This window comes from Delftia lacustris (genome assembly GCF_040267515.1).
GTDB classification, from domain to species: domain Bacteria; phylum Pseudomonadota; class Gammaproteobacteria; order Burkholderiales; family Burkholderiaceae_C; genus Comamonas; species Comamonas tsuruhatensis.
This window is the reverse complement of record NZ_CP141274.1, coordinates 3,954,476-3,971,996: the sequence shown is the minus strand read 5'-3', so window position 1 is coordinate 3,971,996 and position 17,521 is coordinate 3,954,476. Positions and strand designations below refer to the sequence as shown.

Here is a 17,521-nt window from a genome sequence, read left to right as displayed (position 1 = left end):
GCGCGGGCGGTGTATTCTGCGGGCCCGCAGAACTTGCCGCCCGACCACGATGAGCCCCTTTGCCAACACCCCCGAGCCGCCTTACTACGCCGTCATCTTCTCGTCGCGCAGAACGCCGGACGACGATGATGGCTACGGCTTCATGGCCCAGCGCATGGTGGACCTGGCCGCGCAGCAGCAGGGTTTCCTGGGTGCGGAAAGCACGCGCGGCGAGGACGGTTTCGGCATCACCGTGTCCTACTGGTCCACGGCCGAATCCATCGCGCGCTGGAAGCAGGATGCCGAGCACCTGGTCGCCCAGCAACTGGGCAAGGACGCCTGGTACGAGCACTATGAATTGCGCGTGGCCCGCGTGGAGCGCGCCTACGGCAAGCGCTGAACCCGGGCCGCCTCCGCCTGGACCACGGCCTCGGCCAGCAGCGCGATGGAGCGCGGCGCGCAGCCTTCGGCATCGTTGCTCACCGTCACAAAGGCGGGCAGCCCGCGGCTGGTGATGCCATCGATGGTCTTGGCGAGGATGGCGCGCGTGTGCGCATCGGGCGTGCGGATCTCGTCGAAGGGGTCGTGCTTCTTTTGCGCATCGGGATAGCCGTAGGCACCGAACTCGCGGTTCAGGTTCCAGCGGCAGACCAGCGGGGTGGGCCACAGCCCGCGCAGAAAAACCAGTTGCTCCTCGATGGGGGGCATCTTGCCGTGCAGTCCCAGGCAGAAGGTGGTGCCACTGGCGCGCAGGGTGTCGGCCAACTGCGGCGTCAGCAGCTCCGGGTCGCGCACCTCCACCGCCACGATGATCTGCGCGCCCAGCGGATGGGCGGCCAGCGCAGCGCGCACCGCCTCCAGCATGGCCTGAAGCCGCGCCAGCAGTTCGGTGGGGCGGCTGAGCAGGCCCCAGGTCATCGGGCTGAGCTGGAACACCAGCACGCCCAGCCGCTCGCCCAGCCCTTCGAGCGTGGGCTCGACGAAGCTGGTGACGGCCAGATCGGGTTGAAGGAACACCGGGTTCAGCGACATGCCCTTGCCGTCCTCGTCACGCACCTGCGCGTCGGTAACCACGGATGGGCACTTGACCACGAAGCGGAAATCAGCCGGCACCTGGCCCGCGAAGGCCAGGTACTGGCTGGCCGTCAACGGCCTCCAGAAGCTGCGGTCCACGCAGACCGTTCGCATCAACGGATGCCGGCCATAGGCCTCCAGTCCCTTCTTGGCCAGCACGCTTTTGTCATAGGCGCCATCCCAGATCAAACCTTCCCAGCCCGGGTAGGACCAGGTGGAGACTCCCATGCGCAGGCCCTGCGCAAGCTGGTCCGCCAGCGCCTGCCATAGCAGGGCCTGGGGCGCCAGCTGCACGGCGCCGGCGGCCTTGCGCGGTGCCGGTGTGCGGCCGGCAGGCGCGGGCGGCGGGGCAGGGGCCGATGGTGGGGGAGAACCGAACAGATCGTCTTGCATTCGAAGCTGGTGATTGTGGCAGAGGGCGCCTGCCTGCCGCAGGGCCCCGGCAAAAGCAGGCAGTGGATTGATTTTGCAAGCCCTTGAATTCATTGGCCTGCAAGAAATGCTTGCATTTGCGGGGCGGCCGTGAGCGGCCCGGCCCGAATCGCGTGTGGCACACTTGGCCGCTTTACCGGATTCCACGCCACGGGGCGCCTCTCGAATGCAAAAAATCATTGCCCAAATCGCCGCAGAACTGAATGTCAAGCCGCAGCAGGTGGGTGCCGCGGTCGAATTGCTTGATGGCGGAGCCACGGTTCCGTTCGTCGCGCGCTACCGCAAGGAAGTCACGGGCGGACTGGACGACGCGCAGCTGCGCCAGCTCGACGAACGCCTGGGCTACCTGCGCGAGCTGGAGGACCGCCGGGGCGCGGTGCTCAAGGCCATCGACGAGCAGGGCAAGCTGACCGACGCGCTGCGCCTGGCCATTGCCAATGCGCCCACCAAGCAGGAGCTGGAGGACATCTACCTGCCTTTCAAGCAAAAGCGCCGCACCAAGGGACAGATCGCCAAGGAATTCGGCATCGAGCCGCTGGCCGACAAGCTGTTTGCCGACCCCACGCTGGACCCGCACAACGAGGCCGAGGCCTTCTGCAAGCCGGCCACCACCCTGGACGACGGCAAGCCGGGCCCCGATTTCTCGACCACGTTGGCCGTGCTCGATGGTGTGCGCGACATCCTGTCGGAGCGCTGGGCCGAAGACCCGGCCCTGGTGCAGAAGCTGCGCGAATGGCTGTGGGAAGACGGCCTGCTGCGCTCCAAGAAGGTCGAATCCAAGAACGAGAACGACCCCGAGGTCGCCAAGTTCCGCGACTATTTCGAATACGACGAGCCCATTGGCCGCGTGCCTTCGCACCGCGCGCTGGCGGTGTTCCGCGGCCGCGCGCTGGAAATCCTCGAGGCCAAGCTGGTCCAGCCCGTGGAGCCCGAGCCCGGCCAGCCCAGCCTGGCCGAAGGCAAGATTGCCCTGCACCTGGGCTGGAGCCACGCCAAGCGCGCCAGCGACGACCTGATCCGCAAGTGCGTGGCCTGGACCTGGCGCGTCAAGCTCAGCCTGTCCACCGAGCGCGACCTGTTCTCGCGCCTGCGCGAAGACGCCGAGAAGGTGGCCATCAAGGTCTTTGGCGACAACCTGCGCGACCTGCTGCTGGCCGCCCCTGCGGGGCAGCGCGCCGTCATCGGCCTGGACCCGGGCATCCGCACGGGCGTCAAGGTGGCCGTGGTGGACAGCACGGGCAAGCTGGTGGACACCACCACCATCTACCCGCACGAGCCGCGCCGCGACTGGGACGGCTCGCTGGCCGTGCTGGCCCGCCTGGTCGAAAAGCACCAGATCAACCTGATCGCCATCGGCAACGGCACGGCCAGCCGCGAGACCGACAAGCTGGCCGCCGACCTGATCAAGATCGCCAGCAAGGCCGACCGCCAGATCGAGAAGGTCGTGGTCAGCGAGGCTGGCGCTTCTGTGTATTCCGCCAGCGAGTTCGCCTCGCAGGAAATGCCCGACGTGGACGTGAGCCTGCGCGGGGCCGCCAGCATTGCGCGCCGCCTGCAGGACCCGCTGGCCGAGCTGGTCAAGATCGACCCCAAGAGCATTGGCGTGGGCCAGTACCAGCACGACGTGAACCAGAGCGAGCTGGCGCGCCAGCTCGACGCCGTGGTCGAGGACTGCGTGAACTCCGTGGGCGTGGACCTGAACACGGCCTCGGCGCCGCTGCTGTCGCGCGTCTCGGGCCTGTCGGGCAGCGTGGCCAAGTCGGTGGTGCGCTGGCGCGATGCCAACGGCTCCTTCAGGAGCCGCAAGCAGCTGATGGACGTGGCCGGCCTGGGCGCCAAGACCTTCGAGCAGGCGGCGGGCTTTCTGCGCATCCGCGGCGGCGACAATCCGCTGGACATGACGGGCGTGCACCCGGAAACCTACCCGGTGGTCGAACGCATCATTGCCACCACGGGCAAGAGCGTGGACCAGCTCATGGGCCGCTCCGAAGTGCTCAAGGGCCTGAAGGCCGAGCAGTTCGTGAGCGAGCAGTTCGGTGCCATCACCGTCAAGGACATCCTGGGCGAGCTGGAAAAGCCCGGCCGTGATCCGCGTCCGGACTTCGTCGTGGCCCGTTTCAATGACGGGGTGGAGGACATCAAGGACCTCAAGGAAGGCATGACGCTGGAGGGCACGGTCAGCAACGTGGCCCAGTTCGGCGCCTTCGTGGACCTGGGCGTGCACCAGGACGGCCTGGTCCACGTCAGCCAGATGAGCCACAAGTTCGTCGAGGACGCGCGCGAGGTGGTCAAGACCGGCCAGATCGTCAAGGTCAAGGTGCTGGAGGTCGATGTGGCGCGCAAGCGCATCAGCCTGACCATGAAGCTGGATGCGGCACCGGCGCGGCGCGACGGCCCCCGTGACAACCGCTTCGAGAGCGCAGGCCGCGGCAGCCAGGGCGGGCAGCGCCGTGCGCCCGAGCCGGTGCAGCAATCGGCCATGGCCTCGGCCTTCGCCAAGCTGCAGACCCGCAAGTAGTCCCGCGCACGGCAAGGCAGGAAACGCGATGGCTGCGCATGCACTGGACCTGCAGACGCTGTTGACACAGGCCCTGGCCCTGCCGGCGCAGCCGCGCATCGTGGCCTTGCTGCTGCGCGAGCTGGTGCCCGAGCAGCCCAGCCTGCGCCGGCTGAGCCAGCTCTTCGCAGCCGACCCTGCGCTGGCCGCCGGGCTGCTGGCCCAGGCCAACGGCCCGGTGTTCGGCATGGCGGGCCGTGTCACCGGCATTCCCGAGGCGCTGGCCCTGCTGGCGCCCGCGCAGCTGCGCCAGATCGTGCGGGGCATACCGCTGGGCGTGGGCGCCCATGCCGTGCCGGGCATGGCCATGCCGGCCTTCTGGCGCTACAGCGTGGAAGCCGCCCGCGTGGCGCGCGCGCTGGCCGGCACCGTGCAGGCCAGCCCCACGGCGGCCTATGCCGCAGGGCTGATGCATGGCCTGGGGGAGCTGGCCATGCACATGATCGACCCCGGCCGCGCCGCCACCATCACCGAACTGGTCGGCCCGCTGGACCCGCGTCGCGCCGAGCTGGAAATGCGGCTGTGCGGCTACACATACAGCCATGTCAGTGCGGGCCTGGCCCGCCGCTGGAACCTTCCGCCGCTGCTGGCCGATGCGCTGCAGCACCTGTACGCGCCGCTGGCCCAGCCGGGCTTCGATCCGCTGGCCTGCGTGCTGCACATCGCTGCCTGGCGCGCCCGCTCGCGCGAGGCGCAGTGGGACGAGCGTGCCCTGGCCGTGAGCTTTCCCGGCGAAGTGGGCGTGGCCCTGGGCCTGGACATCGACATGGTCCTGCGCCAGGACCCGGTGGACTGGATGGCCGACACCGGCCTGGACGTGGTGCTGTAGCGCCTCGCTCCTGCCTCAGTGCCTGTGCCAGGGCGCCGGCACCATGTCGAACAGCGGCGTGGGATCGCGCCGGTAGGGCGCGGGGCTGACGGGCGCCATGGGCTGCATGGTCATGGGGTCTATGCGCGCCAGCTGCTGCATCCATCCGATGTCCACGCCGCCGCCCGGTGCGGGGCGCGAGTAGATCAGCTCCAGCATGCGACGCGATGCCACATGGCCGTGGGATGCGGCCTGCTGGTACAGGCGCAGCGCCTCGGTGTAGTTGGCCGGCACGCCGTCGCCGCGGTGGTAGCGCTGCGCCTGCTCCCATTGCTGCTGGGCCGTGACGGGCTGGCGCACCTGGATGTCCTGCTCGCTGGGCGCTCCACTCAGCTGCGGCGTGCGCTGCATGGCCTGCGGTCCCTGCGCTGCAGGCGTGGAGCTGCCCTGCGCCGACACCAGCTGGCCTGCGGGCCGCAGGCGCTCGCCCAGCATCTGTGCATTGGTCGCGGCGCTGGATGAGCGCGCCGCTGCCGCGCGGAACTGGCGCAGCGCTGCCTCGGGCTCGTCCTGCGCGAGCAGGGCCAGGCCCCATTCCAATTGGGCGCCGGGGCTGCCGGAGCGCGCTGCGCGCTGCAGCAGTTCCTGGTCGGGCGTGCCTGCCACGGCCAAGGCCTCGCCCACGGGTTCGGCCGTGGACAGCGGTGCCAGGCGCCGCGCCAGCAGCCATTCCAGGTACTGGGCGCGGGCCGGGTCGGTCTTGGCCAGCTGGGCGATCCAGGGTCTTGCGGCCGGTGGGTCGGGCGGCTGGCCGCAGCCGTCCATGGCGCACCAGGCCAGTCCCGCACTGGCCAGCGGATGGCCGGCGCGCTGCGCGCGCTCGAACCATTGCCTGGCCTGCGGCCCGTCCTGCGCCATGGCAATGCCATGCAGTGCCAGCAGGCCCATCACCCATTGCGCCTCGCGCTGCGTGGCCAGGCTCACGCCCTTGCCTTCGGCGCGGCTGCGCAGCTGGGACAGGGCCCGTTGCTGGGCGGTGTCGGAGGTGGATGAGATATTGCTGGTGCCGGGCTGTGCGCTGAACAGGCCGGTGGTTGCCACCCGGATGGGGGCCACCGGCGTGAAGCGTGCGGCAGCCTGCACATGCGCCGGCATGGCGGGCGTCACGCCGGGCGGCAGGACCAGCAGGCCCGCCAGCACGAGCCTGACGGACAACCGCAGCGCAGTTGCGAGCCGCTGCGCACGGGCGGCGCACAGCGGTTCGTGGGCGTGGGACGGCATGGCGTGTGCCTCCGGTGGGTTCGTGGACGGGGCGGTTGTCAGGCGCATCAGCGCTTGGCCAGGGCCGGAACCACTTGCCAGAAGCGGGCCATGCCTGTGTACTGGTCGGCGCCCAGTCCGCTAGCCATGGCCTGGTTGACATCCTCCAGTGTGCGCATGCCCGGGATGGCGATGAAGGCCTTGTTCTGCAGCAGTTGGGGCAGCTTGTCGCTCATGTTCTGCTCGGTGGCAAAGCAGGCCACGCCTTCCTTGCCTGCCGGGCCGGCATTGATCACATAGCCGGGGTTGGGGCTCATCCAGTCGGGCAGGCGCACGGACTGGGCGGCCGTGATCCAGCCCGAGCGGTTCACATCGTTGGGCAAGAGCCTTACCACCTCGCCGTCGGCACCCGCCATGAAGCACGACAGATAAGAGGCGCGCGACACGGTGGCGGACAGGAACAGTTGCTCACCCGTCTCGAAGGAGGTGCGCGTGGGCGTGATGTTCTCCAGCCACAGGTCCAGCTTGCGGTCGGGCGCGGGGGCGCCGTAGCGGTAGTCGCCCGTGGCCACGGCCACGTTCTCGGCGGCGGTGGTGACCGGTGCCGCGCTCTTGGTGTTCCAGCCGATGCGCGTCATGTGTCCATCGGCGCTGACGGCCACGAAGTCTCGCAGTGCGCGCTCGTAGGTGCTGAAGTCCACCACGCCATTGACCACCATGCCGCTGTCGGCCTGGAAGCGCCCTATGGCCTCGCGCCACTGCGGGTTGCCTGCGGTGAAGGCCGGTGCGTCGGGAGGCAGATAGCCCTTGCTGATCAGCGACTGGCGCACCAGCTCCTGGTGGATGCCGGCCCCGCCTTCTTCATACCAGTCGCGCAGCTGGCGCTGGAAGTCGGGATGGGTCTGGTCCAGCGTCAGGCACTGCCAGTAGGGCAGGCGTGACCATTTGCCCAGCAGTTCGATCATGCCCAGCTCGACCAGGGTGCGCACGGCCGGGCCCGAGCCCTGGGCATAGTCGCGGCCCACGCTGAACTGCACGCCGTAGGAGCCGATGCGGCCGGCCAGATCCAGACCCTGGCTGCCGTTGCCGATGACGACTTCGTTGGCCGAATCCAGGCCCGGAATGATGGTGCGCGTGCGGAAGTCGCCCAGGTGCAGCTCCATGCCCAGCACGGCGCCGCTGCGGTTGGCGCTGTAGCCGGTTTCCAGGCGCGAGGCGCTGGTGCCTATGTCCACGTTGTTGCGCAGCACGTTCTGGTCCATGAAGGACACGGCGCCCGACACATACAGGGCCGGGCGCTGCAGCTGGATCTGGTTGTTGTTGAGCAAGATGGTGGTGAGGTTCTGCACCGTGTCCTGGCGGGCGATGTCCACCTCATAGTCCACGTAGCGGAAGGCGCTGCTGACGCGCGACATCTGGGACAGGGCGGTGACCACCATCTCCTTGGCGGCCACGGCCACGCGGCCCGTGTAGTCGGGCAACTGCTTGCTGGTGATCAGCACCGTGGGCATGTGGCTGTTGCGGAACATCCTGTCCATGCACATCAGCGAATCGGAGAAGCTCGATATGGAGCGCACCGGCCGCACCACCGGGCGGTCGGCTGCATAGACTTTTTCCAGGTATTTGGAATCCTTGCGCGCATCCAGCGGCGCGCAACCCGACAGCAGCACGATGGAGGCTGAAACGGCGCTGGCGACAACCCGCATGCAGCCCTGTCTGCCAGACCATCGCTGGCGCCAAGCCCCTCGGTAGTCCGCGTGGCCGCTGTCTGCCGGCCGGGGCGCGGCATCGTGGCGGGGAAGTCCTGGCGATGGGAGGCTGTTGCGCATGATGGACCTCTGCTGGAAAACGGCGAGCCAGGGCACAGGCGCGCACAGGCGCCGGCGCCGGAAATATGGGACGAGAGTGGCGGGGCGGCCCACAGCCCGATGGCTGGCCGCCGGCCGCGCTATCGGCAGACGTTGACCAGATCACCCTTGAGAACCACGATCTGGTCCTTGGCGGTCTGTGGCCCGTAGCGATTGAATGCGCTTGCGTTGGTATTGCTGGCAATGTCCTGCGTGCAGGTGCGCTTCATGCCGGCACTGCTCATCGTGGTGGTGGTCACCACGTCGGCATCTGTGGCGACGCCCGGAGCATTGTTCATCGACATGGCTTCATAGCGCGCTATCTTGGCCTTGATGTTGATGGGTATGTCGGTCACGGTTTCCAGCCCCGTCGATGTCGTGGGCTTGGCCGTCGGCAGCCTCAGATAGTCCACGGGCTTGTTCAGTACCACCGGGTCTTCGCCCGGAGCGGCTGCGTGGATGGAGGACGCTCCGAGGGCGAGCCAGGCCAACAGGGCAGCCGAGCAGAGAATGGCGGCGTTATGCATGGTGGGCTCTCCTGGTGCGGAGGGCTGGGTCGGTGCCGGGAAGGCTATGCCGGTTGGCCGGGGGCCGTCCGGCAGTTGCCTTCACCCGGCAGCCAGGCTCAGCGATTGTTGTAGCAGGTCACGCAGCCGTTGTTGCTGGAGATGTTCTGCACTGCGGTGGAGCCGTTGCCGGCATAGTTGACGATGCCAGAGTTCTTGGCCGCCACGACCTGAATCGACAGGTCATTCACGTCGACTTCGCCGTAGTTGGAGGCGAGGTTGTTGACGGCCACGGCGCCCCAGCCATTGGCGACGTTCATGATGCCGGTTCCCGAGGCTGCCACGATCTGCAGAGAGCTGCCGCCGTTGTCGATGGACACATTGCCCGCATTGCTGGCCAGATTCTGGGAGGCCTTGCCGCCACCCGTTGCCATGTTCAGCACCCCGCTTCTGTTCAGCACCGTGACCTGGACGCTGGGTCCGTCGATTTCGATCTTGGAGCTGCTGCTGTAGCGGTTGTCTTGATCTGCCATGGCGGCGGTTGCGATCAGGCACAGGGAAAGAATTGCAAGCGATTTCATGATGGCTCCTTGGAAGGATCGGACTATCAGGAAGAGGTGTGTAAGCACCCGTTTTTCAGACACTTTGCGGAGGTTTCCGGCCTTGTCTCCCTGGACCCCAGCTCGTTGTCTGGACTCCAATGTGCTTGGGGTGCCCCTGCCGTTCCATCTCTTGTACGGGGTAGCCGTGAGCGCTGAGCCACGTGGCGGGTACTTACCCGTCCAAACCTTTGGCTGGCGGGCTGCATCGCGTTAAAGCAGCGGCATTGGGAGGTGAATGAAGTTGGGTAGTTTCAAGGTGTAACGACAGAAAATTTGCAGTTGCAGCTTCGCTTCAGGCCGTTGATCCGGCGGGCATGGGGCCATCCAGACAACCTGGTGTATCGAATTGCATACGCTTGGTTCAGGCGCCGGAGGAAGGCGTTGGACCGGCGGCTGTCATGGGGCCGGATCCAGGGGAGGATGGCGGGCATCGGCAAGGGCATGGCCTGCCAGGCCCGACAGGCCTGCCGGTCAGGTGATCAAGAAAGTACGGACCCGGCTTCTCACACAAATGTGTTAATTTGCAAGCTACGCAATCTTTCACAAACTTCGTCAAAGATTGTGGATATCGGTGGCGATTTCTCTTAATGTGAAAGGCGCGTATGTGATCGGTTGCGTCATATACATGACGTGACATTTGAGGAGAACAGCATGAATCCATCCGACGTTCCCGCCGATGCCCGTCCCCTGATCGCCGATTCCTCGCGCGCCCAGGCCATGCTGGGCACGGGCCTGAGTTCCGCCATGTGGCCAGACTATCTGGCCGGCCAGCCCGACAAGCCCGTGCGCGTGCTGCTGGTCGATGACGATGCCCACATCCGCATGGTCATTGCCCAGGAAATCATGAACGACCCGCGCACCCTGGTCGTGGCCCAGGCCGGAAGTGTTCGAGAGGGTCGAAAGGCCATTCGCCAGCACGAGTTTGACGTGATGCTGGTCGACCTGAACCTGGGCGACGGCGAGGGCTTCGAGCTGCTGGACATGATGAAGACCGTGCGGCCCACGGCCGAGGCCGTCATCATCTCCGTGATGGAAAACGACGAGCAGGTGCTGCGCGCCTTCGAGCTGGGTGCCACGGGCTACCTCGTCAAGAACTCCTGGTTCGGCAACTACCCGCAGGCCGTGCTGCAGGTGGCCAATGGCGGCGCATCCGTCACTCCCAGCCTGGCGCGCAGGTTGCTGCAGCGCTTCGACAAGACCCAGGGCGCCGAGCCCAAGCGCCGCTCGCCCGACGAGGCGGACCGCCTGTCCACCCGCGAGCGCGAGGTGCTGCGCATGGTCGCCAGCGGCTACACCAGCGCCGAGATCGGCTCGCGCCTGATGATCAGCGCCATGACGGTCAACACGCACATCAAGAACATCTACCGCAAGCTGCAGGTGCGCACACGCGCCCAGGCGGTGCGCTTTGCATCGCTGCGCGGCCTGTTCTGATTGGCTGGCGCCGCAGGGGCCCGTGCGGCCCGCCCCGCCGCCGCTTCCCACCGCATGGCCATGAAGGACTCCCTTCGCGCATTGGCAGTCTGCCTGGCACTGGGCCTGCTGCAGATGCTGGCGCTTTGCGCCTGGCTTTGGCAGCAGGGCGACCAGGCTCCGCTGTGGCTTCGCCTGTGCAGCCTGGCCCTGCTGGTCTTGACGGCCTTGCTGTGTGCGATGGGTGCCTCGCGCCTGCGCAGGCTGCTGCTGTGGCGGCGCAGGCGCAGCCCCCGGCCTTCGCGCGAGGTGCAGGCCGAGCGCCGGCGCATTGCCGCCGATCTGCACGACGGCGTGGGCGGCCTTCTGGTGAATGCCATGGCCTTGCTGGAGCCGAGCGAAACCCGGCAGCGCCAGGCGCAGGAGTTGCTGGAGCAGGCCTTGCTGGACCTGCGCCTGCTGGTGGACGCCATGGACGCCGTGGAGGACGCCTTGCCCGTGCGCCTGGCGCGCCTGCGCCACCGGCTGCAGCCCGTGCTGGACCGCCGTGGCATGCAGATCCGCTGGAGCGTGGCCGATCCGCAGTCCGAGCCGGGCCTGCCCGATCTGCCCGATCTTCCTCGAGGCCAGTCGTCCCAGCACCTGCTTGCCATCACCCAGGAGGCCGTGAGCAATGTGCTGCAGCACGCACAGGCCAGCACGCTGTGGCTGGTGCTGCAGCCCCTGGCGCCGGGTATTGCGCGGGCGAACGGCGCCCATCCCGGCGCGCGCCGCGAGCTGCGCTGGGAGTTGCGCGTGGAAGACGACGGCCGCGGCCTGCCGCCCCGTACACCCGATGAGGCGCAGGGCATGGGCCTGGCAGGCATGCACCGCCGTGCCCACGCCATAGGGGCTACGCTGGACCTGGCGCCGCGTGCTGGCGGCGGCACGGTGGTGCGTGTGCGCTGGTGAGCTGGTGAGCTGGCGCGCTGTGGCAGCGGCGGCGGCGGAGTTCCAGCGATTGCGGTGCCCGCTGACAGGGCCGGCCCGCAGCGCGCTGTGCAATCCCACGATGGGCGCAAGTGCGGCAGCATCCACGCACGTATCCAAGCCCTGATGCCTGTCCCCCCATGAATCCACATCCCGACCTCACACCAGCGCCTTCCAGAAAACCAGGCGCTGAGAACGCCGCAGCCGATGCGGCCGGCAACGCGGCCGCTGCCGACGCGGCTTTCGCACGCAGCGTGCGTTCGGCCCTGCCGGGCCTGGCACAGCTGGCCGACATGGTGCCTGCGCTGCGCCTGCTCACCGGCCTGCTGGTGGCCAGCATCATCATCGCGGGCCTGTATTTCGGGCAGGGACTGCTGATTCCGCTGGCCCTGGCGCTGCTGTTCGGCTTTTTGCTCGATCCTGCGGTCTCCCGGCTCAGGCGCTGGGGCCTGCCGCGCATGGCGGCGACGCTGCTGGTGGTGGTCATGGCGCTGGCAACGCTGGCCGGAATGGGTACCTATCTGGGCAGCCAGGTGCAGCAGCTCAGCGCCGACCTGCCCACCTACCAGAGCACCATCCGCGACAAGCTGCGCAGCCTGCGCAGGAATGCCAACATGCCCAGCGCCTGGGACGGCGCCCTGCGCACCTATGACACGGTGGAGCGTGAGATCTCCCGCGGCGCCACCACGCCCCGCGTGCAGAAGGTGGAGATCCAGTCGCCCGAGCAAAAGCCCACGGCGCGCATGCTGCAGTGGCTGGGCCGAGTGGCCGAGCCCGTGACCACGGCCGGCATCGTGCTGCTTTTCGTGATCCTCATCCTGCTGGACCGCGATGACCTGCGCGACCGGCTGCTGCGCCTGATGGGCGGCAACCTGCATGTGGCCACCGACGCGCTGGACGAGGCCTCGCAGCGCATAGGCAAGTACCTGCGCATGCAGTTCGTGGTCAACATCACCTATGGACTGCCCATGGCGGCGGGGCTGTGGTTCATCGGCGTGCCGGGCGCCATTCTCTGGGGGGTGCTGGCGGCCATCATGCGGTTCGTTCCCTATGTGGGCGCCATGATCTCTGCCGCCTTCCCGCTGGCGCTGGCCTTTGCGGTGGATCCGGGCTGGCAGATGCTGCTGATGACGCTGGGGCTGATCATGGCGCTGGAGCTGATCAGCAACAACCTCATCGAGCCCTGGCTGTATGGCAGCAGCACGGGCCTGTCCACGCTGTCCATCATTGCGGCCGCGACCTTCTGGACGGCGCTGTGGGGGCCGATAGGGCTGATCCTGTCCACGCCGCTCACGGTCTGCCTGCTGGTGCTGGGCCGCTACATACCGGCGCTGCAGTTCATGGAGGTGCTGCTGGGCAGCTCCCCCGTGCTGGGTCCGGCCCAGCGGCTGTACCAGCGCCTGCTGGCCGACGATGTGGAAGATGCTGTCACGCTGGCGCATGAACTGGTGGACGCAAGGCTGCCGGCGCGGGCCTCGGCGGACGAACGCTCGGCCGCAGTGGCCGGCTTCTATGACGAGGTGGCGATCCCCGCGCTGCGCCTGGCCACCCAGCAGCACCTGGAGTCGGCCACGGCCGAGCACCGGCTGCGCCTGTCCAGCGGCATGGATGCCTTGGTCGAGGAGCTGCGGGAAAGCCATCCCGCGCCCGCAGACCTGTCCTCGCGGGCCCTGCGCATCCATTGCGTGGGCGCGCGCTGGGAGGTCGATGCCCTGGCAGCGGCCATGGTGGCGCACAGCGAGGCGCTGCGCGGCCACGTGGTCAGCTGCTCGGACTGGGCGCTGGCGGCCGATCCGCAATGGCGCCAGCTGGGGCAGGGCGAGGGCGGCGGCCTGCCGCAGGGCCATGCAGGCGCACAGGCCCTTGCCGAGGCGCAATTGCTGGTGCTCTCGGTCTTCAGCGCCCAGCCCCAGACCGTGGCGCGCCAGATCATGCGGCGGGTGCGCCGCCACTGGCCGCATCTGCGCGTGGTGCTGGCGCTGTGGAATGCGCCGGCCGTGGTGTCCGACCCCGAGTTCGCGCGCCGCTGCGGCGCCGCCGCCTGCGTGTCCAGCCTGCGCGAGCTGCAGTTGTGGGTGGACGCCTTGCGCCTGCCCGACGCGGCAGGCCAGGGCCTGGCCGCGCCCATTCCCGATGACGATGAGCAGCGCGTGCGCCAGCTGCGCGACAGCGGCGTGCTCGGGCCCGGCCTGCCGCCGCTGTACCACGAGGCAGCCCAGCAGGCCGCCAATGCCTTCGACGTGAAATGGGCCCAGGTCTCATGGGTCGATGCCGACCGCGTGCACACGCCCGGCAGCCTGCTGGTGGCGGACCAGGGCGACCCCGCATCGGCCGGGATGCCGCGCGGGCAGTCCATCTGCTCGTATGTGGTGCACGGCGGCGAGCCCCTGGTGGTGCACGACGCAGCGCGCGACCCCCGGTTTGCCGGCAACCCCGCACTGCAGGCCATGCGGCTGCGCTTTTACGCAGGCGTGCCGCTCAGGAACCGCCACGGCGCGGTGCTGGGCAGCTTCTGCATCATGGACGACGCACCGCGCGAGGTCTCGCCGGCAGATCTGGAGCTGCTGGCCGTCATGGCCGAGCAGCTGATGCAGACCGTGGAAGTGCGCCGCATGATGGAAAGCGGCGCAGTGCCGGCGCCGGCTCCCGCTCCCGCTCCCGCTTCCGCGTCTGTACCGGCGCCGCCACCCGCCCAGTCACCGGAGCAGTCACCGCCCGGCCACTGAGCCCGCTCACAGCGGCTACGGCGGCTCACAGCGAGGTGGCCAGCATCTGCTCGTAGTCGTCGGCGCTGGCCAGGCGCGGGTTGGTGCCGTGGCAATGGTCCTTGAGCGCCCCGCCGATCACGGTCGCGAACTGGGCGCGCTCCACGCCCATGGCGGCCAGGCCCGTGGGCAGGCCCAGGCGGGCGTTCATGTCGCGTATGGCTTCGGGAATGTCGCTGCCCGAGGCCAGGCCCATGGCGTGGGCCATTCGCTGCAGGCGCTGTTCGGCGCGCACGCTCTCGGCCTCGGCATTGAAGCGCACCACGGCGGGCAGGAACATGGCGTTGAGCGTGCCGTGGTGCAGGCGCGGGTTCACGCCGCCCAGGCTGTGGCTGAGGCTGTGCACGCAGCCCAGGCCCTTCTGGAAGGCCATGGCGCCCTGCATGCTGGCGCTCATCAGCTGGCGGCGTGCCTCGGCGTCCTGGCCATTGCGGGTGGCGCGTTCTATGTGTGCCCAGCCGCGCGTGAGGCCGTCCAGCGCAATGCCGTCGGCAGGCGGATTGAAGGCGGCTGCCATGAAGGTTTCCATGCAGTGGGCGATGGCGTCCATGCCCGTGGCGGCCGTCAGCATGGCGGGCAGGCCGTAGGTCAGTTCCGGATCGCAGATGGCGGCGCGCGGCACCAGGTGCCAGCTGTGAAAGCCCAGCTTGCGGTGGTCGTCCACGATGATGATGGCGCCGCGCGCCACCTCGCTGCCCGTGCCGCTGGTGGTGGGCACGGCAATCAGCGGTGCCACGCGCTCGGTGATGCGCGGCGAGCCGCCCTCGATGGTGGCGTAGTGCGACAGCGGCCCTTCGTGCGTGGCCGCAATCGCCACGCCCTTGGCGCAGTCGATGGCGCTGCCGCCGCCCACGGCGATCAGGCCGTCGCAGCGCTGCTCCTGGTAGATTGCAGCGGCCGCACGCACGGCGGCCTCGGTGGGGTTGGAGGGCGTCTGGTCGAACACTGCGTGCGGCATGTCGCCCAGCCCATCCAGCGCCTTTTGCAGCACGCCGGCCGCCTTGACGCCCTGGTCGGTGACGATCAGCGGCCGCGTGATGCCCACGCGCTCGCACTCCTGGCGCAACAGGCGCACGGCGCCGAAGTCAAACTGGATCTGGGTGACGTAGTTGATGAAAGCCATGGTCGGTGACTCGTTGCGGGCCGCTGCGGCCCGTGGTGGGGATCAGGGGGAGTGCGCCGAATCTAGACCGCGCGTGCTGCACTGCAAACAAAGCAAACCCTGAGAGGGCGCCTGCGCGGTCACGGGGGCGACAGCACGGGCGTGCACTGCCATCGCATGGCTGCCAGGGCCTTGTGCTCGCGGCACAATGCCTGCTGCGCGGCGCCTGCCGTGCCTTGCCGGCCGCGCCGCATTGCCTTGCCAGATGGCTCCGATCGAACCTGTCCCTGAACTTGCTCCTGAACGTGCCCCAGCCCGAATCCCGCCCCCACGCCACGCCGCTGCCGGCGTCCCTGACCCACCAGATGCGCGATGTGCTGCGCCGCATGGAGCGCGCCGCACGCACGCCCATGCACCAGCTGGGCGCCGAGGGTGCGCGCGCCGCCTATGAGGCGGGCGCCGGCGTGCTCGAAATTCCCAAGCCCGTCCTGCCGCGTGTCGAGGACCTGCAGATTCCCGCGCGCGATGGCGCCTTGCTGCCCGCTCGGCTCTATGCGCCTGAGGAGCGTGCCCAGGCACCGGCCTCTGGCCTGCCCGTGCTGTTGTACCTGCATGGCGGCGGCTTCACCGTGGGCAGCGTGGCCACGCATGACGTGCTGTGCCGCCAGTTGGCCCACCTCTCGGGCGCCATGGTGGTCTCGCTGGACTACCGGCGTGCGCCCGAGCACAAATTCCCCACGGCCCACAACGACGCCTGGGATGCGCTGCAATGGCTGGCTTCGCAGGCCGCCTTGCTGGGCGCCGACCCTGCACGCCTGGCCGTGGGCGGCGACAGCGCGGGCGGTACGCTGGCCGCAGCCTGCGCCATCCATGCGCGCGATGCAGGCCTGAAGCTGGCCCTGCAACTGCTGATCTACCCGGGCACGACGGCCCACCAGGACACTGACTCGCACCGCCGTTTCGCCCACGGGCTGGTCATTGACGAGCCGGCCATCACCTGGTTCTTTGCCCAGTACCTCAACAGCCCTGCCGACCGCGAGGACTGGCGCTTCGCCCCGCTGCTGGCGCCTGACGTGGACGGCGTGGCCCCGGCCTGGATAGGCCTGGCCGAATGCGACCCGCTGGTGGACGAGGGCGTGGAATACGCCGACAAGCTGCGCATGTCGGGCGTGCCCGTGGATCTGGAGATCTACCGGGGCGTGACCCATGAATTCGTCAAGATGGGCCGCGCCATTGCCGAAGCGCGCCGTGCACATGCCGACATGGCGCGCGCCTTGGCCGACGCCTTCGCGGCCTGAGAGCCAGGGCACCCAAGACACCCAAGACAACAGGAGAGAAAAACCCATGCAACGCCAAGATTTCCGCACGCTGCAACGCATCGAAGTGCGCTGGTCCGAAGTGGACGCCCAGAAGATCGTCTTCAACGCCCACTACCTGATGTACGCCGACGTGGCCGTCACCGACTACTGGCGCCAGCTGGGCATGCCCTATGAGTCATCCTTCGCGGCCCTGGGCGGCGAGCTGTTCGTCAAGAAGGCCACCACCACCTACCACGCATCGGCCACGCTGGGCGACGTGCTGCATGTGGGCATACGCTGTGCCAGGCAGGGCAATACCTCGCTGTTGTTCGAGGCCGGCATCTTCCGGGGCATGGAACTGCTCAACACCGTGGAACTGGTCTATGTGTTCGCCGATGCCACCACGCGCCAGCCGCTGCCCGTGCCGCAGCAGCTGCGCGACGTGCTCACGGCCTATGAGGCCGGCCAGAGCGTGGTGCGCGTGGCATCGGGCAGCTGGAACGACCTGGGCCGCGACGCCGAGCGCCTGCGCCTGGCCGTGTTCGTGCACGAGCAGGGCGTGCCGCGCGAGATCGAGATCGACGAGTTCGACCCCGTGGCCCGCCACGCCGTGGTCTACAACGGCCTGGGCCAGCCCATTGCCACCGGCCGCCTGGTCAGCGACAGCCCCGGCGCGGGCAGGATCGGCCGCATGGCCGTGGACCGCAGCGTGCGCGGCGGCCGCTGGGGCCGCATCGTGCTGGACAGCCTGGTGGAGGCCTCCCGCCAGCGCGGCGACCGCGAAATCGTGCTGCACGCGCAGCGCCATGCCGAGTCGTTCTACCTGCGCGCGGGCTTCACGCCCGAGGGCGAGCCCTATGAAGAGGCCGGCATTCCCCACATCACCATGAGGAAAGTGCTCACCGCCTGAGC

At 68.6% G+C, this 17,521-nt stretch carries 14 protein-coding genes; 8 read left to right on the top strand and 6 right to left on the bottom strand.

What is annotated here, in order from left to right:
- The first annotated feature begins 49 nt into the window (after nt 1–49).
- Nucleotides 50–379 (top strand): antibiotic biosynthesis monooxygenase, encoded by a 330-nt coding sequence (locus tag U6958_RS19575; RefSeq protein ID WP_074922843.1) that lies wholly within the window; start codon nt 50–52, stop codon nt 377–379.
- On the opposite strand, the gene U6958_RS19570 is transcribed toward U6958_RS19575, so the two are convergent.
- Nucleotides 364–1,446, bottom strand: coding sequence for a DUF72 domain-containing protein (locus U6958_RS19570; RefSeq protein ID WP_074922844.1), 1,083 nt, complete (start codon nt 1,444–1,446; stop codon nt 364–366). The two genes, U6958_RS19575 and U6958_RS19570, sit on opposite strands and share 16 nt — an antisense overlap.
- Before the next feature lie 205 nt (nt 1,447–1,651).
- On the opposite strand from U6958_RS19570, the gene U6958_RS19565 reads away from it, so the two are divergent.
- On the top strand, nt 1,652–4,003 hold the full coding sequence (locus tag U6958_RS19565; protein WP_074922845.1) for a Tex family protein: 2,352 nt from the start codon (nt 1,652–1,654) through the stop codon (nt 4,001–4,003).
- A 28-nt stretch (nt 4,004–4,031) separates the two neighbouring features.
- Nucleotides 4,032–4,871, top strand: coding sequence for an HDOD domain-containing protein (locus tag U6958_RS19560; protein ID WP_074922846.1), 840 nt, complete (start codon nt 4,032–4,034; stop codon nt 4,869–4,871).
- 15 nt (nt 4,872–4,886) lie between these two features.
- Here the strand turns inward: U6958_RS19560 and U6958_RS19555 are convergent, their stop codons facing one another.
- The 4 genes from U6958_RS19555 to U6958_RS19540 form a co-directional block, all read right to left on the bottom strand.
- Nucleotides 4,887–6,131 (bottom strand): SEL1-like repeat protein, encoded by a 1,245-nt coding sequence (locus tag U6958_RS19555; RefSeq protein ID WP_016446806.1) that lies wholly within the window; start codon nt 6,129–6,131, stop codon nt 4,887–4,889.
- 47 nt (nt 6,132–6,178) lie between these two features.
- The gene (locus U6958_RS19550) at nt 6,179–7,816 is read right to left on the bottom strand and encodes a DUF4384 domain-containing protein (RefSeq protein ID WP_074922847.1); all 1,638 of its coding nucleotides are present in this window, start codon (nt 7,814–7,816) and stop codon (nt 6,179–6,181) included.
- A 242-nt stretch (nt 7,817–8,058) separates the two neighbouring features.
- Nucleotides 8,059–8,484, bottom strand: a complete 426-nt coding sequence (locus U6958_RS19545) for a hypothetical protein (RefSeq protein WP_074922848.1) — start codon at nt 8,482–8,484, stop codon at nt 8,059–8,061.
- A gap of 98 nt (nt 8,485–8,582) precedes the next feature.
- Complete coding sequence (locus U6958_RS19540; RefSeq protein WP_016446809.1) at nt 8,583–9,044, bottom strand: hypothetical protein; 462 nt, start codon at nt 9,042–9,044, stop codon at nt 8,583–8,585.
- A gap of 672 nt (nt 9,045–9,716) precedes the next feature.
- Between U6958_RS19540 and U6958_RS19535 the strand changes: the two genes are divergently transcribed.
- From U6958_RS19535 to U6958_RS19525, 3 genes are all read left to right on the top strand, one after another.
- Nucleotides 9,717–10,496 carry a response regulator transcription factor gene (locus tag U6958_RS19535; protein WP_016446810.1) on the top strand — a complete coding sequence of 260 codons (780 nt, stop codon included), beginning with the start codon at nt 9,717–9,719 and terminating at the stop codon, nt 10,494–10,496.
- A gap of 60 nt (nt 10,497–10,556) precedes the next feature.
- Nucleotides 10,557–11,426: a sensor histidine kinase gene (locus tag U6958_RS19530; RefSeq protein ID WP_244160503.1), complete on the top strand. Its 870-nt coding sequence runs from the start codon at nt 10,557–10,559 to the stop codon at nt 11,424–11,426.
- A 158-nt stretch (nt 11,427–11,584) separates the two neighbouring features.
- Nucleotides 11,585–14,170 (top strand): AI-2E family transporter, encoded by a 2,586-nt coding sequence (locus U6958_RS19525; protein ID WP_016452864.1) that lies wholly within the window; start codon nt 11,585–11,587, stop codon nt 14,168–14,170.
- 25 nt (nt 14,171–14,195) lie between these two features.
- Here U6958_RS19525 and U6958_RS19520 read toward each other — a convergent pair whose 3' ends face one another.
- Nucleotides 14,196–15,332: an iron-containing alcohol dehydrogenase gene (locus U6958_RS19520; protein WP_074922849.1), complete on the bottom strand. Its 1,137-nt coding sequence runs from the start codon at nt 15,330–15,332 to the stop codon at nt 14,196–14,198.
- A 272-nt stretch (nt 15,333–15,604) separates the two neighbouring features.
- Between U6958_RS19520 and U6958_RS19515 the strand changes: the two genes are divergently transcribed.
- Together U6958_RS19515 and U6958_RS19510 are read left to right on the top strand one after the other, a co-directional pair.
- Nucleotides 15,605–16,609, top strand: coding sequence for an alpha/beta hydrolase (locus U6958_RS19515; RefSeq protein ID WP_074922850.1), 1,005 nt, complete (start codon nt 15,605–15,607; stop codon nt 16,607–16,609).
- A gap of 46 nt (nt 16,610–16,655) precedes the next feature.
- Entirely contained in the window at nt 16,656–17,519 is an 864-nt protein-coding gene (locus tag U6958_RS19510) for a YbgC/FadM family acyl-CoA thioesterase (RefSeq protein WP_046987602.1), read from the top strand.
- Nucleotides 17,520–17,521: the final 2 nt, after the last annotated feature.